A 21,330-nucleotide genomic window follows, 5' to 3' on the forward strand; every position below is an offset into this window, starting at 1 on the left:
CCAACGTTATCTCGCAGACACCGGAGGGATAAAGTGATGCGGACGTTTTTCGGAATGATTCTGGGCGCGCTGCTGCTGGTATGCGGCGTCTATGTCGCCGATTCGATGCGAACGTCGAGCGTGGCCAATGGCGAGGTCGCGCAGGACACGCGCACCATCGTCAATTGGGACGTTGCCGCGCATGACTGGAACCTGCTGAAGACCCGCACCCGCGAGCAATGGGACAAGATCGCGTCCAAGTAACGATCGACGTTCACAATCCGATCGCGGACGCGGCCAAGGCCGCGCCGAACCCGGCGCCCAACGCGGCCCATTCTCGCGCAGTGATCGCCATGGTCACGAGCGCGACCATGGTGCCGACAAGGCCTGCCAGCCCGCCCGACAGGCAGCCACCGACAATGAATGCGATGAATAGATTGCCGGGCGCAAGGCGGAGAAACCGGGCGGCGATGCCATCGTCGCGCATCGACGCGGCGAGGACGTAGCCGCCGGCACGCATGGCATAGCATGTGATGCCGAGGATGCAGATCACGCCAAGCACGCGCAAATCATCCATCGCTTCGCTCCATCATGCTCACGAGCGTGCCGCACCCGCCTCCGATCAACATGGACCAGCTGGGATCCACGAACCGGGCCACGAGCAGCGCTGCGACGGCCGAGGTCAGCCACGGCCACAGCGATCTCACATTCTTCCACTGGCTGGGCAGCAGGGTCGCGATGAACATCGTCGGCAGCAGTGCAGCGGCGAGCCTGAGCGGTTCGTTGGCCGCGAGCGGGGCGGCATAGGCAAGCGCGGTGCCGCCGACCCAGCCGATCGCCATCGGGATGCTCGATCCGAGCAGGTAGCCCGCATCGGGTCCGTCGCGATCGGCGTCTGAACTCGTCATCAGCCAGGATGCATCCGCCAGCAGAAACAGCGTCGGCAGCATCTTGCGCGGGGCCAGGCCGCCAAACAGCTGGCGCAGATGGGCGCCCATCAGTAAGTATCGCGAATTCGTGGCGATGCAGGCGACGACCATGGCGACGACCGGCAGCGGATGAGCCCACATGCTCAGCGTGATCGCTTGCGCCGTGGCGGAGTAGACCAGCAGGCTGAACAGAATGGCGTGCTCTGCCCCCAGCCCGAGCCCCTTGTAGGTCAGTCCCATCACGAGGCCGGCGGCGCCATTGCTGAGCAGGAACGGCAGCGCCGCGACCAGGCCGCGCCTAAACCCGGCGGCGGTCATCGTTGAGGCTCGTGGCGAGACACTTGTAATGGTCATGACCATTAGATTAGACTTTGTGAGAGGCCGTGATGTCAAGAGATCCCGCGCGGGCAGCGACGCAGTTCTTCGGTGGACGCGTCTGCCTTGACTTCGCGAATACGCTGGACTGGCGCACCTCGGACGATCCGCAGGAGCTGATCCCGGATTATGCGGCGCTGTTGTCCTGGAGCGAACGCCGCGGGACCTTGCCGCTTGCCGCGACCAGGAAGCTGAAGGCGCGTTCGGCAAGCAGCGAGGCCGCGGCTGCGATGCAGCAGGCCTATGATCTGCGCCGCGACATCTGGACCATCTCGGACGCACTGCGCGGCGGCCGCGGCGCGGATCTTCACCTCGTCAATCAGTTGCTTTCGACGGCGCCCCGGCAACCCGACCTCGTGCGGCAGGATCGAGCCTATCGCCACGCCTTCGCGGGGCGCGACGTGACAGAGCCGTTATGGCCCGTGCTGTGGTCGCTGACCGCGCTGCTGGCGTCCGACGACGCCAGGCGGATCGGGTGCTGCGAGGCTGACGGCTGCGGCTGGTTCTTCGTCGACGAGAGCCCGAACCGGACCCGCAGATGGTGCTCGAGCGAAGTCTGCGGCAATCGCGAGCGCGCCCGGCGCGCCTATGCCAAGCGGAGAGGTTCGCGCTAATTCTGCTCGGTCTTGCGGCCCATATTGGCCTTGCGGGCGTCGGCGATCACCTGCTCGAACTGGTCCATGCTGAGCACGCCCGGCACGCGATACTTGCCGACGATGAATGACGGCGTGCCGTTGAAGCCGAACGCCTGCGCCTGCTCGTCGTTGCGCGCGAGGATCGCGTCGATCGCCTTGGCGTTGGCGTCGAGATCCTTCTTCAGCCGGTCCATGTCGAGGCCGGCGCCCGCGAGCAACTCGGCGATGCGCGGCTCGGTGATGCGCGAATTGACCGAGATCATCGCCTCATGCGCGGCCTCGAACTTGCCCTGGTACTTCGCCGCCAGCGCCATCCGCGCCGCGACCTTGGAGACCGGCCCGAGGATCGGCCAGTCCTTCAGCACCAGGCGGACCTTGCCGTCGTCCTGCACCACCTGGCGGAGTTCCGGCGCGAGCTTGCGGCAGTACGGACAGTTGTAGTCGAACCATTCGACGATCGTGATGTCGCCCTTGGGGTTGCCGATCACCGGAATCTCGGGATCGCGCAGCACCTGCTCCTCGGTCAGGACCTTCTCGTCCTCGGCGCGCGCGCCGCCCGCGGCCAGCAGCGCGATGCCGGCGCCGATGAGGCCGAGCGCGCCGCGGCGGGTGGCGCCGGCGTTGTCGAGGGGTGATTTCGTCAGATGCTTCATGGCTGGCTTCCGGAAGGGCTCCTCGCCCTCCTACGTTCAGGACACATTGATGTTACGCAGCAGCATATAGATCGCCACCACGATAATCACAGTCGCAAATACGATATTGAGGGCACCGCGGCGTTCCGACAGGTGCCGGGCGCTCCTTGTGCCCAGCAGGCCGCCCGCGATGCCGCCGGCGATGAATAACCCCGCCAGGCCCCATGATACCAGCCCGGACCACGCATAGCTCAGGGCCGTGGTCACGCCGAAGGCGGTGACGGCCACCAGCGAGGAACTGACCGCGTTCATGATCGGCATCCCGGTTGCCAGCATCAGGGCCGGCACGATCAGAAAGCCGCCGCCGATGCCGAAAAAGCCGGACATGGTTCCGGTGGCAAGCCCGAGACCGATGATCGCGGGCATGTTTGACATCGAGATCTTGACGTCGGTCAGCCCGACCCGCGCGCGGGTCTTCAGCATCAGGCCCGCGATGACAAGCATCACGATCGAGAACAGCGCCAGCAGCTTCTGCCCGTCCAGCATCTTGCCGAGGATCGAGCCGCCGAAAGCGCCGAACATGCCTGACAGCGCGAACAGCAGCGCGCAGGACCAGATCACGGTGCCGCCGCGGGCGTGGTTGGACAGGTTGATCGCGGCGTTGGCGGCGACCGCGATCGCCGAGGTACCGATCGCAACATGCGGCTGGGGCACCCCGACCACATAGACCATCAGCGGCACGGCAAGGATCGACCCGCCGCCACCGACCAGGCCCAGCGAAAAACCGACCAGCATGCCCGATGCCAGCCCAAGCACGCTCTGGGTTGCGGAGAAGACCAAGGGGAACAGACTCGCGTTTGCAGCGGAAATCCTAGAAGGATTTGCTGCCCGGCGCCATACCTATAGCACAAAATTGTCCTGAAATTGGCTTTTCTGTATTTGAGCATGATCTCCGCGCAACCGCGTTCCGGGTTTGTCGCGAGGGGAAACCGGTCCCCACTTTTCCGGATCATGCTCAGCGCAACAGATAGGTCACGGCCAACGGCACCAGCAGCGAGGTGACCAGCGCGTTCAGGCTCATCGCGATGCCGGCAAAGACGCCGGCCACCTCGTCGACCTGGAAAGCGCGCGCAGTGCCGATGCCATGGGCGGCGATCCCGGCGGCAAAGCCGCGGCCGCGGAAGTCGGCAATCCCGGTGAAATTCATGAGCGGCGTGACGATGATCGCCCCCATGATGCCGGTGAGGATCACCGACACCGCGGTCAGCGAGGGATCGGCATGCAGGGATTCGCTGATGCCCATCGCGACGCCGGCCGTCACCGATTTCGGCGCCAGCGACAGGATGATGTCGCGCGGCAGGCCGAAGGCCCGCGCCAGCAGCACCACCGAGACGATCGCCGTGAGCGAGCCGACCGCGAGCGCAACCAGCATCGGCAGCACCGCCGCTGCGACCCGCCTGCGGTTCTCGTAGAGCGGCACCGCGAGCGCCACCGTCGCCGGCCCGAGCAGGAAGTGCACGAACTGCGCGCCGGCAAAGTAGGTGGTGTAGGAGGTCCCGGTCAGCAGCAGGAACAGGCCGATGATCCACAGCGAATGCAGCACCGGATTGGCGAGCGGATGCCGCCTCGTCTTCAGCGACACCGCATCGGTCACGGCATAGGTCACGAGCGTCACCGTCAGCCAGAGCAGCGGCGACTGCGAGAGATAGACCCAGAGCGAGAACGGATTGTCGCTCACGGCGTCTCGTCCTCGCCCGAGAAGACACTGCTCGCCGCGACGAAGGTCGCGACCGTCGCCAACAGCGTGACGATGACCGAAACCGCGAGGATCACCAGGATCGCAATGCCGTGCTCGGCGAGCAGATCGAGCTTCTGCACCACGCCGACGCCGGCCGGGATGAACAGCAGCGAGAGATTGGCGAGCATGCCGCGGCTCGCGCTCTCGACGCCGTCATTGCCGAGTGGCCCGCGCGCCAGCACCGGATAGCGGTCGCGCGCCAAAAGCAGCAACAGCAGGAGCACGAGGCCAACCACCGGACCCGGCACCGGCACGGCGAGCGCGCGCACGGCAACCTCACCGACGAGCTGACAAAGCAGGATCAGGCTGAGGCTGGCAATCATGACAAGGCACTCACGCGAAACATCCGCCTATCAGGTCGGCGCGACGGAGGCTTGTCAATGCGCCGATCTTAGATGGGTGCGCAAATGCTGGGCACGTCGGTTTTCCGCTCCAAAATGCCGAGAGGCTATCAGGCTATCACGGCCGTCATTTGCGAGGAGCGATAGCGACGAAGCAATCCATTCCTCCCCTTGCGGAACGATGGATTGCTTCGCTTCGCTCGCAATGACGTGGATGGAACGGTGCGTTCCCCCTACCCCTATCGCCGCTGCAGCGCCATCAGCGTGCCGCTCATGGTCGCGACCAGCGTCTCGATGCCGTCCTGCACCGCGTAGGCGCGGCCGTCGCAGACGGTCAGCGTACGGCCGGGCTTGACCACAACGCCGCGGAACACGAACCGCTCGCCACGCGCCGGCGCCAGCAGATTGGTCTTGAACTCCACGGTGAGGATGTCGGAGCCCTCGGGCATCAGCGTGAAGGCCGCGATCCCGCAGGCATTGTCGAGACCCGCGGTGATGACACCGGCATGCACGAAGCCGTTCTGCTGGCTGTACTCGGGTGCATAGGCCATCGCGAGATCGACCTCGCCCGGCTCGATGCGTGCGATCGAGATCCCGAGCGTCTGCATCGCGCGCTGCCGCGCGAACGTCTCGGCAGCAACCGCGCGATAGTTGGGATTCTTCGGCTCGAAGCGGGGCATCGCGGTCATGCGATCGCGGGCTCTGACGGGACGAGATGCGGCATCGCCGCGTAGCGGATCGCCGGCGCAAACGGCGCCGCCTTGCGCGCGGCGCGGTCGATATGCACGGCTGCGATCTCGCAGGTCGCGGCGACCTCGCCGGTCTCGGCGTTGCGCATCTCGTGCAGGATGCGGATCGACTTGTCGCGGAACTCGACCAGCCGGCTCTTGACCTCGACGAGGTCGCCGGCGAGCAGCTCGCGCTTGTAGGCGATGTTCTGCTGCACGGCGGCCATGCCGCGGCCGGACTCGCGCAGATAGGTGGGGGTCAGGCCGAGCCGCGCGAACATATTCCAGCTCGCCTCGTCGAACTTGCCGACATACCACATGACATTCATGTGGCCGATGTGGTCGCAGTGCCAGGGATAGACCGTGCCGCGATAGGTCGCCTCGCCTTCCATCCTGCTCCTCCCCGATTGTGATACGGTAGCGTATCAAGCGCAAGGCGGGCTAGCAATACGGTACCGTATCAAGCACGATCCGGAAAAGTGGCAGCGGTTTTCCGAAAAGATCGTGCTCAAACAAGCGACTAATGCGCGATGACCCGATCGCGCATTGGGCTCCGCGGAGATCACATGACTGAGAGCAAGGGCGATGCCTGGGTTGCGGCCGGCTTTGCCGAACTCGCCCATAGCGGCGTCGACGGCGTGCGGGTCGAGGTGCTGGCGAAGAATCTCGGCGTCACCAAGGGCGGCTTCTACCGCCGATTCAAGGATCGCGCCGCGCTGCTCGAGGCCATGCTGACGCGCTGGCGCGACGGCCGCATCGCCGCGATCGAGAAGCAGACCGCCCTCGACGGTGCGAGCGCGCGCGAACGGCTGAAGTCGATCATCACGCTCTATTCGGAGCGCATGAACACCGAGGCGATGGCGGTCGAGCTCGCGATCCGGCAATGGGCGCGCACCGACGAGGCCGCCGCCGCCGCCGCCGCGAGTGTCGATGCGGCGCGCCTGAAGCAGGTCGGCCAGCTCTATCGCGCCACCGGGCTGCCGACCGAGGAGGCCGATGCCCAGGCCTTCCTGTTCTACTGCTTCATCTTCGGCCAGAGCCTGCTGTTTCTCGAGCGCGGCCCGCGCAAGCGCGCGCAACTGCTGGCGCAATCGGCGGACAAGCTGCTTACGGAAGGCCAGTAGAGCAACAGCCAAAAGAAAAGCGGCCGGCTGACGCCGGCCGCTTGGTCGAAGACGCATCGCGAAGGGCTCAGGCGCCCTTCAGGCGCTTGTTGCATTCGCTGTAATAGCCGCCGCCCTTCTGGATCCACTTCAGGCCACCATTACCGCCCGTGGTCTTGTTGGCGTTGTACTGGTCGAGGCAGCTGTGCATGCGCTGCTTGCCTTCGGTCTCCTTGGCATATTTGGGATCGACCGCGTTCGGAAACACGGCGGGTCCAGCCGGCATTGCCGGTGCCGCGGCCGGAGCGGCTTCCCGCTTGGCTACCTTCGGCGCGGCCGGTGCGGGCGCGGCAGCAGCGGGCGGCGGCGCGGCGGGCGCCGCAGCCGGGGTTGCGTCGGCACCGCATTGCGCCTTGCGGAAATCATTCCACTTCTGGCCGTTGAGGGTGCCGGCCGACTTGGCCGCCTGGTACTTGGCGCTGCATTCCTGCGCGGTCAGGGCTTGCGCCGGCGCGCTCGCCGCAAAGGCTGCAAAGCCCGACACCGCAATCACACACAACAATCTGGTCTGAATGGTCATCCCTGGTCTCCCGTCATCCCTGGTTTCCCGCTGGTTTCCCTTGGGGGGCAGTGGCGTAAGACCATTATCCTAGCGCAACCCCGACTTGCGACAACGTGCGGGCGCGCCCGAGCATTAAAATATTGTGGCGGCGGGACCACCGCATGTTCATCCACGGTTCAGCATCGCCGCGCAACGTTTCGGCCTCCTTTCCTCAGAGGTGCCCCATGATGAAGATCTCCTCCCTTGCGACCGTGACCGCCCTTGCCTCCGCGCTGCTGATCGGCGGCGCCTTCGCGCAGACTGCCGCGCCCGCCGCCAAGGACGCCGCTCCGAAGGCCGACGCCAAGATGGCCAAGGAAGCCAAGCCGCGTACCGCCGAGTCGCTGGAATGCTCGAAGGAGGCCGACGCCAAGGGCCTGCACGGCAAGGAGCGCAAGAAATTCCGCTCCGAGTGCAAGAAGAACGCGGCGGGCGGCGGCGCAGCCGCGCCGGCGGCAACGAAGTAAGATCGCACGATCTTGCCACCCTCCCCTGAAGGGGGAGGGTGGATTCCCCGAGAATTCGGGGCGCAATGCTGCAATCGCGAGATGCATTTGTCCCGTGATTGCGAATTTGCCATAAGGCGGCGTGACCCTGATCCGCGCTTCGATGGCAACGGCCATTCCCGACCGCAGCAAAGTTCTGAACGGGCTCGAGACTCTCGTCATCGGCACCGGCGGCGGGCTGCTGTTCTTATGGGCGGGATTCCCGGGCGGCCTGATCTCGGGGGCGATGTGCGCCGTCGCGATCGCCGCACTGGCCGGCCGGCCGCTCGCGGTGCCGCCGGTGCTGACGCAATCGGTGCTGCTGCTGCTCGGTATTTCGCTGGGCTCGCTGATGTCGCAGCAATTGCTGCAGCACATGAGCTCCTATCCGCTCACCATCGCTCTGTTGGCGCTGGCGACGTTCTGCTCGACCTTCGGCTCGAGCCTGTACCTTCAGCGCATCCATGGCTGGGACCAGACCTCGGCCTTCCTCGCCGGCAGCCCGGGCGCGCTGTCGCAGATCACGATCCTGGCCGCGGAGAAGGGCGCCGACGTCGCGGCGATCGCCGTGGTGCAGACCATGCGCGTCATCATCCTGACCGCGGCGCTGCCGCTGGTGCTGGCGCTGACCGGGGTGACGCATGCGGCGCCGCCGCCATTGCCGACCACGGTCGCCTCGCCGCTCGGCCTCACGGCCCTCGTCGCCGGATCGATCGGCGTCTCGCTGCTGCTGCGCTGGATCAAATTCCCCGCCAGCTGGATGTTCGGTGCGATGCTCGCCTCCAGCCTGCTGCACGGCTCGGGCCTGGTCGATGGCGGCCTGCCGCCCTGGCTCCGCAACATCGCGCTGGTCGGCATCGGCGCGCTGATCGGCACCCGTTTCGCGCGGATGAAGACCTCGACCCTGCTCAGCCACGTCAATGCCGGGCTCGGCTCGTTTGCGATCGCCATCCTGATCTCGGCCGTGTTCGTCGCGGTGATCGCCTTCACCACCCACGTACGGCTTGCCGACGTCGTGGTCGCCTTCGCGCCCGGCGCGATGGACGCAATGCTGGCTCTGGCCCTGACGCTGCACATCGACCCGATCTTCGTCGGCGCGCATCACCTGTCGCGGTTTCTGTTCGTCACCATCTCGACGCCGGGCATCATCCATCTGTTCGGACGGCCGCAGGACGACGTCGACGATTAGCTTTGGCTTGTCTAGTCCGTCATCCTGAGGAGCGCGAAGCGCGTCTCGAAGGATGAACGGCCCGGCTGGTAGCCGTGCATGCTTCGAGACGGCCGCTTCGCGGCCTCCTCAGCATGACGGATCACGGGAAGCCGTGCCTCAGGCCTTCGCGCCCCTCGCCAGACCCCAGCCGGCGATCGCGGCCATCAAGAGCGAGATCAGCACGTTGTAGCCGGCCAGCGAGATGCCGAGGAAGCGCCACTGCACCTCGTCGCAGCGGACCACCTTGACCTTGTCGAGCTGATTCAGCAGCGAGCTGGCCTTGCCGAAATCCACCATCGGGCCGGTGCAATCGGTCGGCCCCTGCCAGAACCCCCATTCGACGCCGGCGTGATAGGCGCCAAGCCCGGCATTGGCGAGCGCGGCGAGGCCGAGGATCGCAAGACCCGCCAGCAGCACCGGACGCGCCGCGCCGCGGGCGGCCGCGATCGCCACCAGGGCGCCGAGCGGGACCGCGAGGTAATAGGCATAGCGCTGCTCGAGACAGAGCGGACAGGGCAGGATCTCCAGTACGAGCTGGAAGAACCAGGCGCCGGCCAAGGTCACGGCAGCGATCACGGCAATCGCCAGGGCCGAGGTCAGCGCCGGATTGCCGGTGGCGGAAGCATCCGACGGATGGGCGGTGGCGGTCGTCACGGCGGTCCTCCTGCGGGCATCATTCGGCAGGGTCATGACCCGCACATGCCCGCACCGGGTCGTATCGCGTGGAAATACCGCTGTCGAGGCGCGGGACAATCACATCCGCGCGGGTTGACCGTGACGGGCCGCCCGCTATAGTCCGCCGCGCTTCGTGACCCCCGGCCCTACCGGGCCGGGATCATCGCGAATGCCCCTGTGGCGGAACTGGTAGACGCGCTCGACTCAAAATCGAGTTCCGCAAGGAGTGCTGGTTCGATTCCGGCCAGGGGCACCAACCAGACTGTTCAAGCCCGTTCTCAAGCGTCCGCAACCGTCCGCGTAGTGCGCGGAAACCCTTGAAAAATAGGCTCGTCCGCGTACATCGGTGTTCGTCACCGTTTGTTCTCATCCGATCCCAGCCGCCCGATCTGTCGGTATTTTTGACGGTATCTGGAGAACAAACGTTCGCGGCGACTTTCGCTATTCCGAACGAGGGATTTTGAGCAGATGGCCGGCAAGAATGATGGCGCGTGCGCCAACCCCAAGCAGATCAAAACAGACGTCGACTGCCGCGCCGCCCGACCGAAATTCGACAATGGCATGTGCAGCCCCGCCAAGATATCCGACGTGACGGGCGGCGGCCTCTATCTCTTCGTCACCCCGGACCAGAGCAGGCCCGGCAACGCTGCCTCCAAGCTCTGGCGGATGGACTACCGCTTCCACACCCGTCGGAAAACATACTCCATCGGCCCTTACGGCAACGGCAAGGATGGCACCTTCTCGCTCGCTGACGCGCGGCGGGAGCGCGACAAGGCCAAAGACCTGCTCAAGGAAGGCAAAGACCCAAGCACGGAGAAGCAGCTCGACAAGCACAGGCAGGCGGCCGCCCGGTCTTTCGGGCAATGGGCCGACGAATGGCTCGCGAAGAAGAAAGTGGAGAAAGTCAAACGCGGTAGGATTGTCGCGGTGCGCGATCCCAAGACCATTGAGGTCCTTGAGCTGCGCGTCGGTTACGTCAAGGGCCGGTTCGGCAAGCTTAGTAGGCAGGCGATCAAGCGTCCGGACGTGCTCGCTTTCATGCGTTCATACGAAGCCGAGGGAAAGCTGGAAACCCGCGACCGTGTACGCAGTATCGGTGAGCAAATCTGCGACTATGCCGATGTCGAAGGCGACGGCTATAATCCATTCCGCAACTTGAATGGGCAGATGATGGCCAACATCTCGACGCCGCGTCCCGGCGTCACTGAACCACGTGACGTGACACGCGTTTTCAAGCTCATCAGCGCACCGTGGACGAGAGCGAGGTTTGGTGACGTTGTTGGCCTTGCCTTGCGCTTCAATGCGCTGACCATTCCCCGCCCCGGCATGGTCAATGAAATGGAGTGGACCGAGGTCGATTGGGTTGCCGAACGCTGGACTGTTCCAGCCTTGAAGATGAAGACCGGGTGGGACCATGTTGTGCCTTTGTCACGGCAGGCACTCGCAATCCTGCGGAGCGTTCAGAAGATAACGGGCCGTCGCCGATACGCGTTTTCCTGCTCGAAGGACGCGCCGCTATCAAACAACACGCTCAACAAGCGATTACGGCTGCTTGGGATAGACACCAAGACAGATCACTGTGCCCACGGATTCCGGACCACCTTCTCGACCCTGTCTCACCACGAAGAGATCAAGGACGCCAAAGCATGGGATGGCGATGTCGTCGAGCTGCAGCTTGCGCATCTCGATAACTCTACTGTGGAAGGTCTCTACAAGAAGCACGGACCGCTCGCGCTGATCGGCTCGCGCACAAAGCTGATGCAGCATTGGGCTGATCGGATCGACCACTTGCTCGATCCCAAGAAGGTGACGCCGATCAAGGGAGGCGCGCAGGCGTGAGTCACCTAAAGCCGGGTCGCCTACACCGATATCGCAAGATTCGGTGGTTGCGGGGAAGCGCAACCACCGATACCGACATTTGGTCCAAGTCGCCACCTCACCGCCCGGGCCCTGCGTCTCGCACTATGCGGCGCCCACTAAATGCGCCGTCATCTCTAGCAGCGCACCCAATTCAGTGCTCCGCTTGCGAAATTCCCGGCCATGGGGCGACCGCCACGGGAGAGAACGCATCACTTCACTCGCAATTGCTCCTGATGGGCTTTGACGAGATCGTGCATGCTGTTGAATCGGAAGTCGAAGTGCGGCATCTGGCCCGGATTCATCGTGGCGCCGAATCCCTCCTGGGCGTGACGGCGATAGATCCAGCAGGATTTCAGACCGTGCTCGTTCGCAGGCTTGTGGTCGTGGAACATGCTTTCGGCGGTGTGCAGGATCTTCTCCTTCTTCACGCCGATCTCGCCCAGCTTTTCGATCATGTAGTCGAAGTTGCGGTGCGACGGCTTGTAAGAGCCGATGTCCTCGGCGGTGTAGATCGCGTCGAACTCCACCTGGAGCCTGCGGTTGCTTACCTGGAAGGACTCGTTGTCCACGTTGGAGACGATGACGAGCTTGAAGTACTTCTTCAGATACTGAAGCGCTCCCGGGGAGTCCTCGAACGCCGGCCAATTTCCGACGGACCGGCCGTACTCGGCGCAATCCTCGTGGGAGACGTGCACGCCCCATTCTTCGCCGAGGCGCTTGAAGACAATGGGCAGCAGGTCGCGGTAGCGCTTCGCCGGCGTGTATTTCTGCTGGCTCGATTCGTGACGCGCGTGCGCCTCCAGAATCTGGTCGCGCGTGAGCGGACGCTTCACACGATCCGTGAGGCCTTTCAGGGCCTCGACCATTCCGCTCTCCCAATCGATCAAGGTGCCGTAGCAGTCGAAGGTAAGAGCGTCGAAATCCGTGAGCAACATGGTCATGTCTCCTCGTTGATGTTGTCAGTGTAGGTCAGGTGAATGGCAGAATGCCCGCGTCCGAAGGGGCCTAGACGCAGAACCGATCGGAATTCGTCCCCGGCGCAGCACAATCTGCCGTCGGCGTCGACAAGTGGGTGACGCTCTAGGGAAACAAGCCCCTGGCTCCCTTGGCGTCGCGAACACGCTGCACACCGATCGATAGCGCGGCACGCGATCAATACAATGCCCAGGAAGTCGGAATTGCCGAACATCACGCGAATTCGGCAGAGCCTTCTTCGAAATTGAGGTCGAACGGCAAGCGCTGCCGCGCGAACGCGCGAAGATCACCCGACGCCAATCGGGAGCAGCGGCATGTCCTACTCGGTACACATCCAAGCGTTTCGCGATCTTATCGGCCGGACGGGTGTCGTCGACGATCCGGAGCGCATCGCCACCTACACCACGGATCAGCGCCGGCTCTTCACCGGCACGACCTTCGCCGTGCTGAAGCCGGCGACTACGGAACAGGTCGCGGACATCGTGAAGTTGGCGGCGCGGCTCGGCGTCGGGCTCGTTCCGCAGGGTGGCAACACCAGCTACTGCGGGGGCGCGACGCCGGACGCTACGGGAAGCCAGATCGTCGTCAGTCTCGAGGGGATGGACAGGATCCGCGAAATCGATCCGGTCTCGATGACCGCTTCGGTCGACGCCGGCGCCATCCTGAAGAATGTGCAGGATGCTGCGGCGGCCGCAGGTCTCCTGTTGCCGCTCAGCCTCGGCGCGGAGGGAAGCTGCCGGATAGGCGGCAACATCGGCACGAACGCCGGCGGCCTGTCCGTCGTCAAATACGGAATGACCCGCGACTTGATCCTCGGCGTCGAAGCGGTCCTGTCGGACGGGACCGTGGTCTCGGATATGCGCAAGCTGCGGAAGAACAATACCGGTTACGACGTCAAGCAATGCTTCGTCGGAAGCGAAGGCACCCTCGGCATCGTCACGGGCGCCGTGCTGCGGCTCGCGCCACTCCCGGTGCGCCGCGCGACCGCCTGGCTGAAGCTCGCCGCAGGCGCTCCGCTCGCCGAACTCCTCGCGTTGGTCCGACGCCAGTCGGCCGACCTTCTCACTGCGTTCGAATTCATGACGGCCACGTCGATCGCGCTCGCGACCGACGCAATGATCAATCCTCCCTCCGTGGGGGCCGGCCCGGGCGGAGCCGTCCTCATCGAGCTTGCCTCTTCCTCCGACCATCTCGATCTCGACGGGTTGATGGAAGCCGTTCTCGGCGAGGCGATGGAATCCGGGTGGATCGACGATGCTTACCTGGCCCAAAGCGGATCCCAGCGCGCGGCGATGTGGGAGGTCCGCGAGACAATTCCCGAGGGCGAGAAGCGCCGTAACGGGTCGGTGAAGCACGACATCTCGGTTCCGCTCTCCGCCATTCAGCGTTTTCTGGAGCTCGCGGGCTTGCAGGTGCGGACTTATGCCGCCGACCTCGAACTGTCCGTCTACGGCCACGTCGGCGACGGCAATCTCCATTACAACGTTCTTGTCCCCGCGGGCGTCGACCGGATCGAATTCAGCCGCGAGATCGAGAGCAGCCTGTCGCTGCAGCTTTACGACATCGCGGCCTCCCTCGACGGCACCTTCGGCGCGGAACATGGCGTCGGCCGATTCAAGAGACATCTCTTGGAGAAGTACGGCGATGCCGGACGCGTCGCCGCGATGCGCCGGATCAAGACCGCCTTCGACCCATCGAACCTGCTGAACGCCGGCGCGGTCGTCGATCCGCTCGAACGCGACAACATCCGCTGAGACGTTCGGAGTTTCTGGCCCGCGAGACATCGACCGTCCTTCCGTGGCGTTCAGACGGCGCGCCTCGACGTAGCTCTCAGAGACGGCCTGACATCCGACGAATAGGCGCCCGACATGTCAGTCAGTTCATCAAGGCCGACGTCGCGGGCGATAATGACGATGCCCCGTCCCACCGCGAGTTCGGCGTCCGTCCAGCGAGGCTCCGCGAACGTCGTACCGACACCGTCGATCAGGATCGGTCGGGGCTCGCCCCCCACCGACACCAGTCCTTTGACGCGCAGCAGTCGATCGCCGCAAAGCCCGGCGAGATCTTCAAGCCAGTCGCCCAAATCCGCCCACGGAACGGTGCACGGCCATTGCGCGAAGAAGACGCCGAGCCGTGCGTGGTCGGTGGTGGCGATCGCCTGAAATTGGCTCGCCACCGTCTTTGCTTCGAGCTCGCTTGGCGCAAATGCTGCGCGAGCGCGAGCCGACCTGTCCTCGGTCGTCACCAGAACGGCGGCCGGATTGAACTCTCTGGCGATGCGCTCGGCTGCGGCGATCGCGCCATGAGAGACCCGGTCGAGCTTCGTCAGGACGATGGATTGAGCGGCGGTCAATTGTGCCGACCGGATCGGGAACGTCACCTCATCCGCGCGAGGGGCGACGGCATCGAGCGTCGAGACGATACGCAGTCGATATTCGGCCCTGTCATAGCGCATCAACGACCGCAGAATGGGGCCCGGCATAGCCAGGCCGCTGGTCTCCAGGATAATTCGGCGGAACTCGCCCGCACCAGATTGCCGCCGAGCGGCGAGCAACTCGTCGATCGCCGAATGGAGATCTTCGCCGAACGAACAGCACACGCAACCATTCCCGAGCAAGGTCATCGGCAGATCGCGCCGTCCGGAGGACACGACAGCTCCGTCGACATTGATCTCGCCGGCCTCGTTCACGATCACGCCGGCGTCAGCGGAATCGGGTAGCGAAAGATAGTCGCAAAGCAGTGTCGTCTTTCCGCTGCCGAGGCTTCCGGTCAGCAGGACGAACTCCGGCGTCGTGGGCGAGCTGGTTCTCACGCCGCCCTCCTGCGCGCTTCGACCATTTCCTCGACGTCGGCGAGCAGCTCGGCCGGATCGAAGATGGAACCCTCCTTGATGACGCTGGAGATGCTGCGCTTCCACATGACCGACGCCGTTGGGTCATCGAGTCGCATCGCGCCGGTCCCGTAGAGCAGCTTGAAATCGTTGAGCGGATTCTCGTCGTGAACGAGGATGTCGGCGAGCTTACCGACTTCCAGCGTTCCGACGTCGTCCTGGATGCCGAGAAGCTCCGCGCCCCACGTGGTCGCTGCCCGCAACACCTCGAGCGACGTGAAGCCGGCCTCCTGAAGCAGTTCGAGTTCCCGGACGAGGCCGAAGCCGTACGTCTGGAACATAAAGCCGGAGTCCGAGCCGACGCAGACGCGCCCGCCGAGGTTCTTGTAGTCGTTGACGAACCTCATCCACAGTCGGAACGTCTCGCGCCACTCGACCTCATTGGTCGTCGACCAACGGTACCAATACGCGCCGTGTCCGCCGCGCTGTGGTTGGAAGTAAGCCCAGAGGGTCGGATCGGTGAAGCGATCGTGCCAGTCCGCACGGCGAGTCCGCATCAGGTCCCGGTTGCCGTCGTAGACGTTGAAGGTAGGAACGAAGGTGTGACCGGCCTCGAGGAATGCGTGGAGGACGTCGCTCCACCTCTGCGACCCCGGCTTCGCAGCCTGCAGAAACGTCTGTCCGGCAGTCGAGAAGCGCAGGTATTCGTCGTTGTAGTCGTACTCGGGCGGAAAGGATTGCAGCGTCTGACCGTCCAGGAGCGCCTCGGGGATCCCGTAGGAATGCTCCGTACTGGTCAACCCCCATTGCGCGGTTCGCAGCGAGTTCATCCTGCCGACGGCCAGTTGCGCGTGATGACAGCAACTACGCAAGCCAAGACTTTCGCATTGCTCAAGCGCGGCCTTCATCATCGCCGGCGGAGCCCCGAAGAACTTGATGCCGTCCGCTCCCCGCTTCTTTACCGCCTGAAGCCAATTGCGCGCGTCATCGGGCGTGTGGATCGTCTTGACGTAGTCATTCGTGCCCGGGAAGGGCGCGTAGGCCAGAATGCGCGGTGCGTCGATGCGATGCTCGGCCGACGCCTGCTTCTGCTGGAGCGTCCACTGCAGGCCGTTGAAACAGCCAGTCTCGCGGATGGTCGTGACTCCGTGCGCCAGCCAAAGCTTGTAGACGTAGTCGGCGCTCGGCATGGGACCATTCTCGGCATGGAACGGCGCCCCGATGTGGGCATGGGCATCGACCAGGCCGGGTGTCAGGAACTTGCCGGTGCAGTCGATCTCGAAATCGCCCGCAGCGGGACGGCGCTCCGGATTGATCGGAAGCTTCGGCGTGCCGACCTTCTTCAGCACCGTGATCCGTCCGTCCTCGACGACGACGTCGGCGGGCCCCCAGGGAGGAGCACCGGTACCGTCGATGATGGAGGCGCCACGCAGTACCAGCCGCTTGAACGGCCCCTGCCCGCGGGTCCGCGATGTCGCGGCCTCGACCTGAGGCAGGCCGCCCGCGGCGAACATCTTGGCGAACTCTTCGCCGGCACCATCGAGATCAGGTTGCGTCATCGAGTACCGCTTTCTTTCCGTGGCAAGCGTCCGAACCCGGGCGAGAAGCACCGAAGCCCGACCGTTCATTGGTCATGCGGAACGCGCCGTCGGGCCGCAATTGCATGACGACGATCAGGGTCACGGCAATCGTGAACTCGCGGAGCGAGGCGATCTGCACCGCGTCCAGGCCCGGGACTAACGCGGCGACGAAGCGGGTCGCCTCGAGCAGTGCGACCAGGGCCACCGAGCCGATCACGGCACCGGCGAGGCGGGTGTAACCGCCGACGGTGACCGCGAGAAAGATGTAGATGGTCAGTTGGGTGATGAAGACGTCGGGCGCGATATAGCTGGTGAAATGCGCATAGAGCGCGCCACCGAGGCCCGATAGAGCCGCACCAATTCCGAACGCCTGAAGCTTGAGCCGGAGCACAGACTTTCCGGCCACGGCCGCGACCTGCTCGTCGTCGCGTACCGCGCGCAACGCCCGCCCGAAGGGGCTTCGAAGTAGCCCATTCAGTACGAACACGACGACGCCGACGAGAACCCAGGTCAGAATGAGATAGAAGACGGCGAAGTTGTCTCCCAGTTGGGTCTTGAACGGCGCAACGATTCCCGAGATCCCGTCGCTGCCCTTCGTCAGCCATTTTTCGTTCGTTTCAGCCAGGCGCAGGATTTCCGCGAACCCGAGGGTCACGATCGCGAGATAGTCGCCGCGCAGGTTTCGGACCACGAAGCAAAGCGCAACGCCAACCGCTGCTGAAACCGCGGCGGCCGCCATCCAATCGATCCAGATCGGATAGCCCGCGCCCGACAGCAGCGCCGACGTATACGCACCGAGGCCCACGAACCCGACCAGGCCGAGATTCACCAGTCCGCCCTGCCCCCATGCCGTGACCAGGCCGAGCGAAAGCAGAGAGTAGAATCCGGCGATCGTGCCGGCGAATATCAGATAGGAGATCATTTCCGGACTCCCGATGCGCCGGAGAAGATGCCACCCGGACGCGCGAGCAGGGTGATCAGGATCGCGACGAAGGCCGTCAGCGACTGATAGACCGGCGGGAGGACCAGAAGACCCAGTTCGCCGATGACCCCCATCAGGAGCGCGCCGGCGACCGCACCGGGAAGGCTCGTCAGACCCCCCACGACACTGCCGGCAAAGATCAGGAGGATCAGCCTGGAACCGGTCGACGGGTCGACGCTGGTATCGATCGCAAGCAGCGCCCCGCCGACACCCGCAAGCCCCATACCGATGAACGTGGCGAGATTGGCGAGACGTACCGGCTCGATGCCCTTGAGACGGGCCAGATCGGCGTTGTCGGCGACGGCGCGCATGGCCTTGCCGAGCTTGGTCAGCGAGAAGAACAATGCCAGAAGGACGGCGAGCCCGATCGCGATCTCGAGATTGTGCAGCTGCTGCAGGCCGATCCGGATGCCTCCGATCTTCATGTCGCGGGCGATCGGCATGTCGAAGCTATTCAACCCGCTCCCGAAGGAGAAGCGATAGGCGCTCTCCAGCGCCATGTTGAGTGCAATCGAGACGACAGCCACCATCAACGGAGTCTGAGCGCCAGGCTTGCGTCGGATCGGTGCGAGCGCGATGCGGTCGGTCACGACGCCGAGCGCCCCTGCGACCAGGAAGGCGATGACCAGAACGGGCACCAGAGGCAGATGGAGGGTCGTATTCGCAAGCCAGCCCGCATACGCGCCGGCCGTGAGTTGCGCAGCGACGCTGAAGTTGACGAAACCCAGCACGCTGAAGATCAACGTCAGACCGAGCGCCGGCAACGCGATGAGCGCGCCGACGATCAGTCCGTTCACCAAGTACTGCAACAGGTCGGTCAACATGGCGTCCGGTCTCTTCGTTGCGTCAGCCGACTTTGCGAAGCGAGAGCTTGCCGTCCTGCACCTGTTCGTAGCGGAAGAACACGCCCTTCACGTCGCCGTTGTCGGCGAACTCGAGCGGACCGCTCGGACCGTCGTAGTTCACCTGCCCTCCGGCGACGACGGTCTTCAGCGCATCGACGGCGTCGTCGGTTCGTTTGCCTTCTCCCGCCGAGATCGCGCGCAGATTGTCGCGGACCGCGGTGCCGTTCACCGCGCCGGAATTGGTGCGCGCGAGCGCCAACGACGTCAGGACGACGTGATCGTAGACCTGACAGGAGTAGCTATCGAGGGAAGCCCTGCCCATCTTGCCGATGAGCCGCTTGTAGGCTTCCGAATTCTCCGCGGCAGAGGGAATCAAGGAATACGCTCCCTCGGAGACCTCGGCAGGAACGGCCTTCGTCAATGCATCGTTGATGCCGAACGAGAAGCCGAGCTTCTTGCCGGCATAGCCGGCGCGATAGAGGTCCTTCAGGACGACCGAGGTGTCCGGAACGTAGCCGCCGAGCACGATGACGTCCGGCGACTCCTTGAGCGCCTGGTCGACCTCCGACCGGTAGCTCGACTTCTTGTCTTCGTAGATCAGCCCGCTGCCGGATCCGCCGGCGGCCTCGAAGATCGCGGAGATGATGTCGATGTACGACTGTGCGAAGGGGGTCTGCGGGCCGAGGAAGAACATCTTCTTGCCGCCGAGCTCTACCGCGTACTTGCCGACGCTGGTGCCTTGCAGCGTGACGGTGGGCGACGTTCGGAAGATGTAGCCCTGGTGCGGCAGCTTGGTGATGCTGTCGGCCCCCGACGATGTCAGCAGCGCCGTCTTTCCTTCCCAGCACAGCGGCGCGATGGCCGACGTCACCGCCGAAGCATACGAACCTCCGATGGACACCACCTTGTCGACATCGATCAGCTTGTGCGCCGCGCGGACGGCGGCTTCCGGGTTGCTCTGGTCGTCCTCGATGACGATCTGGACCGGGCGACCGCGCACACCGCCAGCTCCGTTGATTTCGGTCTCCGCGATCTTGGCCGCCTGGCCCATGGTGGCGCCGAACTGGCTGGTCGCCCCTGTGAGCGGGATGATTAGACCGATCTTGATCGGATCGCCCTGCTGCGCCCAAGCGCGGGTGAGGCCCGACGAGAGCATGAGCCCGCCGACGCCCAGGCCGGCCTGCAGGAAAGTACGTCTATTCAAATTCGACATGTCCAACTCCTCACCGTTTACGGGTTGCAACGATTCAATGTCGGTGCGCGGCCGCCGGAGCGGCCCGCCCTAAAAACAGATGCCTGATCTCGTCGTCCTCGATCACCGTGGCTGCCGCGGCATCGCGGACCTTCTTGCCGGCGACCAGGACGACGCCGCGAGTGCCGTACTCGAGCGCCAGGAGCGCATTCTGCTCGACCATGAGGATCGCCAGTCCGCTCGCCGCAAGATCGCGGACCAGCACGAAGATCTCTTTCGCCGCCGCCGGCGAGAGCCCAGCCGTAGGTTCGTCCAACAGCAGGACGCTCGGGTTGGTCATGAGAGCAACCGCCATCGCCAGCACTTGCCGCTGGCCGCCGGACAGATTTCCCGCCTTGTCGCGAAGCCGTCCGCGCAGCATCGGAAATCGGTTCAACTGCTCTTCGATCCGAGTCTTCAACCCGGATCGCAGCAGGTAGCCGCCCATCTCCAGGTTCTCCTGGACCGAAAGGCTGCCGAAAACGTTCCGCTCCTGCGGCACGAAGCTGACACCGCGTTCACAGGCGGCATGGGCGTCTCCCGCAGGAAGCGCGGTCCCGTCGATCGAGACGTCGCCGGTCCGCTTCGGCAGGAGGCCGGCAAGCAGTTTCAGGAAGGTCGATTTTCCGGCGCCGTTGGGACCGATGATGACGGCGAGATCCGTGGGCGCGACCTTGATATCTACGCCCTTCACGATGAAATCGGCGGTCGCGTAGCCGCCGCAGACCGCGCTCGCGTTCAGCGTCGTCATTGCAGTTGCACTCCGAGATAGCTTTCCTGCACGCGGCGATCGGCCGTCACTTCGTCGAAGCCGCCCCTCGTCAGGAACTTTCCGTCGGCCATGACGATGACGTCGTCGCAGAGCCGCTCGATGAGCTCCATTTCGTGCTCGATCAGCAGGATGGTGACTCCCGATTTTCCGATCGCAGCGAGCTGCTCGGCGATTTCGCCAACGAGGGTCGGATTGACGCCGGCCATCGGCTCGTCGAGTAGGACCATCTTGGGCTCCGCGAGAAGCACCCGTCCGATCTCCAGCAATTTCTTCTGCCCTCCGGACAGGTCAGTGACGAGATTGTCGAGCACGTGATCCAGCCGCAGGCGCTTCGCGACCGCGTAGGAGCGCTCGCGCAACTCCTCTTCCTGTCTGCGGACCGCGCCGGGATTCGTCAGAGCGCGGAACACGCCCTCGCCCGCCTGCCGCGGCCCGTACAGCATGAGATGCTCGAAGACGGTCATGAGCGGGCACCCGCGCGCGAGCTGGAACGAGCGCACAAGACCGGATCGGGAAACGACTTCGGGGCGAGCACGCGAGATGTCGACACCGTCGAAGCGTACGGCGCCCGAGAAGCCGGCGACGAGACCGGAGATGCAATTGAAGATGGTGGTCTTGCCGGCGCCGTTGGGACCGATCAGACCGGTGATGGTGCCGGCCTCCACGGAGAAGCTCGCGCCGTCGAGCGCGCGAACGCCGCCGAAACTCGCCCTGATATCGCTCACCTCAAGCAACGACGCTGACGTCGTCATCGGTACACCTCA

Annotated in this window: 25 protein-coding genes and 1 tRNA gene; 8 read left to right on the forward strand and 18 right to left on the reverse strand. The window is 64.5% G+C overall.

The annotated features are described in order from the left end of the window. Positions 1-36: 36 nt before the first annotated feature. Positions 37-243: a hypothetical protein gene (locus CK489_RS00355; protein WP_050629757.1), complete on the forward strand. Its 207-nt coding sequence runs from the start codon at positions 37-39 to the stop codon at positions 241-243. 10 nt (positions 244-253) lie between these two features. On the opposite strand, the gene CK489_RS00360 is transcribed toward CK489_RS00355, so the two are convergent. Both CK489_RS00360 and CK489_RS00365 read right to left on the reverse strand, forming a co-directional pair. Beyond that, complete coding sequence (locus CK489_RS00360) at positions 254-541, reverse strand: AzlD domain-containing protein (protein WP_143278059.1); 288 nt, start codon at positions 539-541, stop codon at positions 254-256. Between the two features lie 7 nt (positions 542-548). Further along, positions 549-1,226, reverse strand: a complete 678-nt coding sequence (locus tag CK489_RS00365) for an AzlC family ABC transporter permease (RefSeq protein WP_158226393.1) — start codon at positions 1,224-1,226, stop codon at positions 549-551. A 68-nt stretch (positions 1,227-1,294) separates the two neighbouring features. Between CK489_RS00365 and CK489_RS00370 the strand changes: the two genes are divergently transcribed. Further along, the gene (locus CK489_RS00370) at positions 1,295-1,897 is read left to right on the forward strand and encodes a CGNR zinc finger domain-containing protein (RefSeq protein ID WP_095730897.1); all 603 of its coding nucleotides are present in this window, start codon (positions 1,295-1,297) and stop codon (positions 1,895-1,897) included. Here the strand turns inward: CK489_RS00370 and CK489_RS00375 are convergent. The 6 genes from CK489_RS00375 to CK489_RS00400 all read right to left on the reverse strand — a co-directional run bounded on the left by CK489_RS00375 (position 1,894) and on the right by CK489_RS00400 (position 5,809). Beyond that, entirely contained in the window at positions 1,894-2,571 is a 678-nt protein-coding gene (locus CK489_RS00375; protein ID WP_095730898.1) for a DsbA family protein, read from the reverse strand. The genes CK489_RS00370 and CK489_RS00375 overlap by 4 nt on opposite strands. A 36-nt stretch (positions 2,572-2,607) precedes the next feature. Further along, complete coding sequence (locus CK489_RS00380) at positions 2,608-3,345, reverse strand: sulfite exporter TauE/SafE family protein (protein WP_095731168.1); 738 nt, start codon at positions 3,343-3,345, stop codon at positions 2,608-2,610. 220 nt (positions 3,346-3,565) lie between these two features. Next, entirely contained in the window at positions 3,566-4,288 is a 723-nt protein-coding gene (locus tag CK489_RS00385; RefSeq protein WP_050629762.1) for an LrgB family protein, read from the reverse strand. After that, positions 4,285-4,671: a CidA/LrgA family protein gene (locus CK489_RS00390; protein ID WP_050629763.1), complete on the reverse strand. Its 387-nt coding sequence runs from the start codon at positions 4,669-4,671 to the stop codon at positions 4,285-4,287. The genes CK489_RS00385 and CK489_RS00390 overlap by 4 nt, the downstream gene beginning before the upstream one ends. A 257-nt stretch (positions 4,672-4,928) precedes the next feature. Continuing rightward, on the reverse strand, positions 4,929-5,369 hold the full coding sequence (locus tag CK489_RS00395) for a PaaI family thioesterase (RefSeq protein ID WP_050629810.1): 441 nt from the start codon (positions 5,367-5,369) through the stop codon (positions 4,929-4,931). A 5-nt stretch (positions 5,370-5,374) separates the two neighbouring features. Then, positions 5,375-5,809: an acyl-CoA thioesterase gene (locus tag CK489_RS00400; protein WP_050629764.1), complete on the reverse strand. Its 435-nt coding sequence runs from the start codon at positions 5,807-5,809 to the stop codon at positions 5,375-5,377. A gap of 174 nt (positions 5,810-5,983) precedes the next feature. Between CK489_RS00400 and CK489_RS00405 the strand changes: the two genes are divergently transcribed. After that, a complete protein-coding gene (locus tag CK489_RS00405; RefSeq protein ID WP_095730899.1) occupies positions 5,984-6,541 on the forward strand; it encodes a TetR/AcrR family transcriptional regulator in 558 nt (185 codons plus the stop codon). Positions 6,542-6,608: 67 nt separating this feature from the next. Here the strand turns inward: CK489_RS00405 and CK489_RS00410 are convergent, their stop codons facing one another. Continuing rightward, complete coding sequence (locus tag CK489_RS00410; RefSeq protein ID WP_050629766.1) at positions 6,609-7,100, reverse strand: hypothetical protein; 492 nt, start codon at positions 7,098-7,100, stop codon at positions 6,609-6,611. Between the two features lie 209 nt (positions 7,101-7,309). On the opposite strand from CK489_RS00410, the gene CK489_RS00415 reads away from it, so the two are divergent. Together CK489_RS00415 and CK489_RS00420 are read left to right on the forward strand one after the other, a co-directional pair. Then, entirely contained in the window at positions 7,310-7,588 is a 279-nt protein-coding gene (locus CK489_RS00415) for a PsiF family protein (RefSeq protein WP_050629811.1), read from the forward strand. A 121-nt stretch (positions 7,589-7,709) separates the two neighbouring features. Next, the gene (locus CK489_RS00420) at positions 7,710-8,795 is read left to right on the forward strand and encodes an AbrB family transcriptional regulator (protein WP_095730900.1); all 1,086 of its coding nucleotides are present in this window, start codon (positions 7,710-7,712) and stop codon (positions 8,793-8,795) included. 138 nt (positions 8,796-8,933) lie between these two features. Here the strand turns inward: CK489_RS00420 and CK489_RS00425 are convergent, their stop codons facing one another. Beyond that, entirely contained in the window at positions 8,934-9,506 is a 573-nt protein-coding gene (locus tag CK489_RS00425; RefSeq protein ID WP_095730901.1) for a disulfide bond formation protein B, read from the reverse strand. A 156-nt stretch (positions 9,507-9,662) separates the two neighbouring features. Here CK489_RS00425 and CK489_RS00430 point away from each other — a divergent pair. Then, positions 9,663-9,747: transfer RNA gene (locus tag CK489_RS00430), tRNA-Leu, on the forward strand. 212 nt (positions 9,748-9,959) lie between these two features. Continuing rightward, positions 9,960-11,330 carry a tyrosine-type recombinase/integrase gene (locus CK489_RS00435; protein WP_095730902.1) on the forward strand — a complete coding sequence of 457 codons (1,371 nt, stop codon included), beginning with the start codon at positions 9,960-9,962 and terminating at the stop codon, positions 11,328-11,330. Between the two features lie 230 nt (positions 11,331-11,560). On the opposite strand, the gene CK489_RS00440 is transcribed toward CK489_RS00435, so the two are convergent. Further along, the gene (locus CK489_RS00440; RefSeq protein ID WP_095731169.1) at positions 11,561-12,286 is read right to left on the reverse strand and encodes a haloacid dehalogenase type II; all 726 of its coding nucleotides are present in this window, start codon (positions 12,284-12,286) and stop codon (positions 11,561-11,563) included. Positions 12,287-12,769: 483 nt separating this feature from the next. Here CK489_RS00440 and CK489_RS00450 point away from each other — a divergent pair, with 483 nt between their 5' ends. After that, positions 12,770-14,080, forward strand: a complete 1,311-nt coding sequence (locus tag CK489_RS00450) for an FAD-binding oxidoreductase (RefSeq protein ID WP_245350206.1) — start codon at positions 12,770-12,772, stop codon at positions 14,078-14,080. Positions 14,081-14,130: 50 nt separating this feature from the next. On the opposite strand, the gene CK489_RS00455 is transcribed toward CK489_RS00450, so the two are convergent. The 7 genes from CK489_RS00455 to CK489_RS00485 are packed head-to-tail and all read right to left on the reverse strand — an operon-like array spanning position 14,131 to position 21,318. Then, a complete protein-coding gene (locus tag CK489_RS00455; RefSeq protein WP_158226394.1) occupies positions 14,131-15,138 on the reverse strand; it encodes a CobW family GTP-binding protein in 1,008 nt (335 codons plus the stop codon). Then, a complete protein-coding gene (locus tag CK489_RS00460) occupies positions 15,135-16,715 on the reverse strand; it encodes an amidohydrolase family protein (RefSeq protein WP_095730905.1) in 1,581 nt (526 codons plus the stop codon). The genes CK489_RS00455 and CK489_RS00460 overlap by 4 nt, the downstream gene beginning before the upstream one ends. After that, positions 16,702-17,658 carry a branched-chain amino acid ABC transporter permease gene (locus CK489_RS00465; protein WP_095730906.1) on the reverse strand — a complete coding sequence of 319 codons (957 nt, stop codon included), beginning with the start codon at positions 17,656-17,658 and terminating at the stop codon, positions 16,702-16,704. Before CK489_RS00465 ends, CK489_RS00460 begins: the two co-directional genes overlap by 14 nt. Continuing rightward, a complete protein-coding gene (locus tag CK489_RS00470) occupies positions 17,655-18,542 on the reverse strand; it encodes a branched-chain amino acid ABC transporter permease (protein WP_095730907.1) in 888 nt (295 codons plus the stop codon). Before CK489_RS00470 ends, CK489_RS00465 begins: the two co-directional genes overlap by 4 nt. Positions 18,543-18,564: 22 nt before the next feature. Beyond that, complete coding sequence (locus CK489_RS00475) at positions 18,565-19,776, reverse strand: ABC transporter substrate-binding protein (protein ID WP_095730908.1); 1,212 nt, start codon at positions 19,774-19,776, stop codon at positions 18,565-18,567. A gap of 34 nt (positions 19,777-19,810) precedes the next feature. Further along, positions 19,811-20,545, reverse strand: coding sequence for an ABC transporter ATP-binding protein (locus CK489_RS00480; protein WP_095730909.1), 735 nt, complete (start codon positions 20,543-20,545; stop codon positions 19,811-19,813). Then, positions 20,542-21,318 carry an ABC transporter ATP-binding protein gene (locus CK489_RS00485; RefSeq protein ID WP_095730910.1) on the reverse strand — a complete coding sequence of 259 codons (777 nt, stop codon included), beginning with the start codon at positions 21,316-21,318 and terminating at the stop codon, positions 20,542-20,544. The genes CK489_RS00480 and CK489_RS00485 overlap by 4 nt, the downstream gene beginning before the upstream one ends. Positions 21,319-21,330 lie beyond the last annotated feature (12 nt).

It is taken from the genome of Bradyrhizobium sp. UFLA03-84, assembly GCF_002289535.1.
Classification (GTDB): domain Bacteria; phylum Pseudomonadota; class Alphaproteobacteria; order Rhizobiales; family Xanthobacteraceae; genus Bradyrhizobium; species Bradyrhizobium viridifuturi.

Bases quoted from the DNA above. Each gene is read 5' to 3' on its own strand.
- CK489_RS00365 (WP_158226393.1), bottom strand. From the start codon at position 1,226: ATGACCGCCGCCGGGTTTAGGCGCGGCCTGGTCGCGGCGCTGCCGTTC.
- CK489_RS00370 (WP_095730897.1), top strand. From the start codon at position 1,295: ATGTCAAGAGATCCCGCGCGGGCAGCGACGCAGTTCTTCGGTGGACGC.
- CK489_RS00425 (WP_095730901.1), bottom strand. From the start codon at position 9,506: ATGACCCTGCCGAATGATGCCCGCAGGAGGACCGCCGTGACGACCGCC.
- CK489_RS00470 (WP_095730907.1), bottom strand. From the start codon at position 18,542: ATGTTGACCGACCTGTTGCAGTACTTGGTGAACGGACTGATCGTCGGC.
- CK489_RS00405 (WP_095730899.1), top strand. From the start codon at position 5,984: ATGACTGAGAGCAAGGGCGATGCCTGGGTTGCGGCCGGCTTTGCCGAA.
- CK489_RS00395 (WP_050629810.1), bottom strand. From the start codon at position 5,369: ATGCCCCGCTTCGAGCCGAAGAATCCCAACTATCGCGCGGTTGCTGCC.
- CK489_RS00355 (WP_050629757.1), top strand. From the start codon at position 37: ATGCGGACGTTTTTCGGAATGATTCTGGGCGCGCTGCTGCTGGTATGC.
- CK489_RS00435 (WP_095730902.1), top strand. From the start codon at position 9,960: ATGGCCGGCAAGAATGATGGCGCGTGCGCCAACCCCAAGCAGATCAAA.
- CK489_RS00415 (WP_050629811.1), top strand. From the start codon at position 7,310: ATGAAGATCTCCTCCCTTGCGACCGTGACCGCCCTTGCCTCCGCGCTG.
- CK489_RS00410 (WP_050629766.1), bottom strand. From the start codon at position 7,100: ATGACCATTCAGACCAGATTGTTGTGTGTGATTGCGGTGTCGGGCTTT.
- CK489_RS00400 (WP_050629764.1), bottom strand. From the start codon at position 5,809: ATGGAAGGCGAGGCGACCTATCGCGGCACGGTCTATCCCTGGCACTGC.
- CK489_RS00475 (WP_095730908.1), bottom strand. From the start codon at position 19,776: ATGTCGAATTTGAATAGACGTACTTTCCTGCAGGCCGGCCTGGGCGTC.
- CK489_RS00480 (WP_095730909.1), bottom strand. From the start codon at position 20,545: ATGACGACGCTGAACGCGAGCGCGGTCTGCGGCGGCTACGCGACCGCC.
- CK489_RS00390 (WP_050629763.1), bottom strand. From the start codon at position 4,671: ATGATTGCCAGCCTCAGCCTGATCCTGCTTTGTCAGCTCGTCGGTGAG.
- CK489_RS00460 (WP_095730905.1), bottom strand. From the start codon at position 16,715: ATGACGCAACCTGATCTCGATGGTGCCGGCGAAGAGTTCGCCAAGATG.
- CK489_RS00440 (WP_095731169.1), bottom strand. From the start codon at position 12,286: ATGTTGCTCACGGATTTCGACGCTCTTACCTTCGACTGCTACGGCACC.
- CK489_RS00465 (WP_095730906.1), bottom strand. From the start codon at position 17,658: ATGATCTCCTATCTGATATTCGCCGGCACGATCGCCGGATTCTACTCT.
- CK489_RS00485 (WP_095730910.1), bottom strand. From the start codon at position 21,318: ATGACGACGTCAGCGTCGTTGCTTGAGGTGAGCGATATCAGGGCGAGT.
- CK489_RS00375 (WP_095730898.1), bottom strand. From the start codon at position 2,571: ATGAAGCATCTGACGAAATCACCCCTCGACAACGCCGGCGCCACCCGC.
- CK489_RS00380 (WP_095731168.1), bottom strand. From the start codon at position 3,345: ATGCTGGTCGGTTTTTCGCTGGGCCTGGTCGGTGGCGGCGGGTCGATC.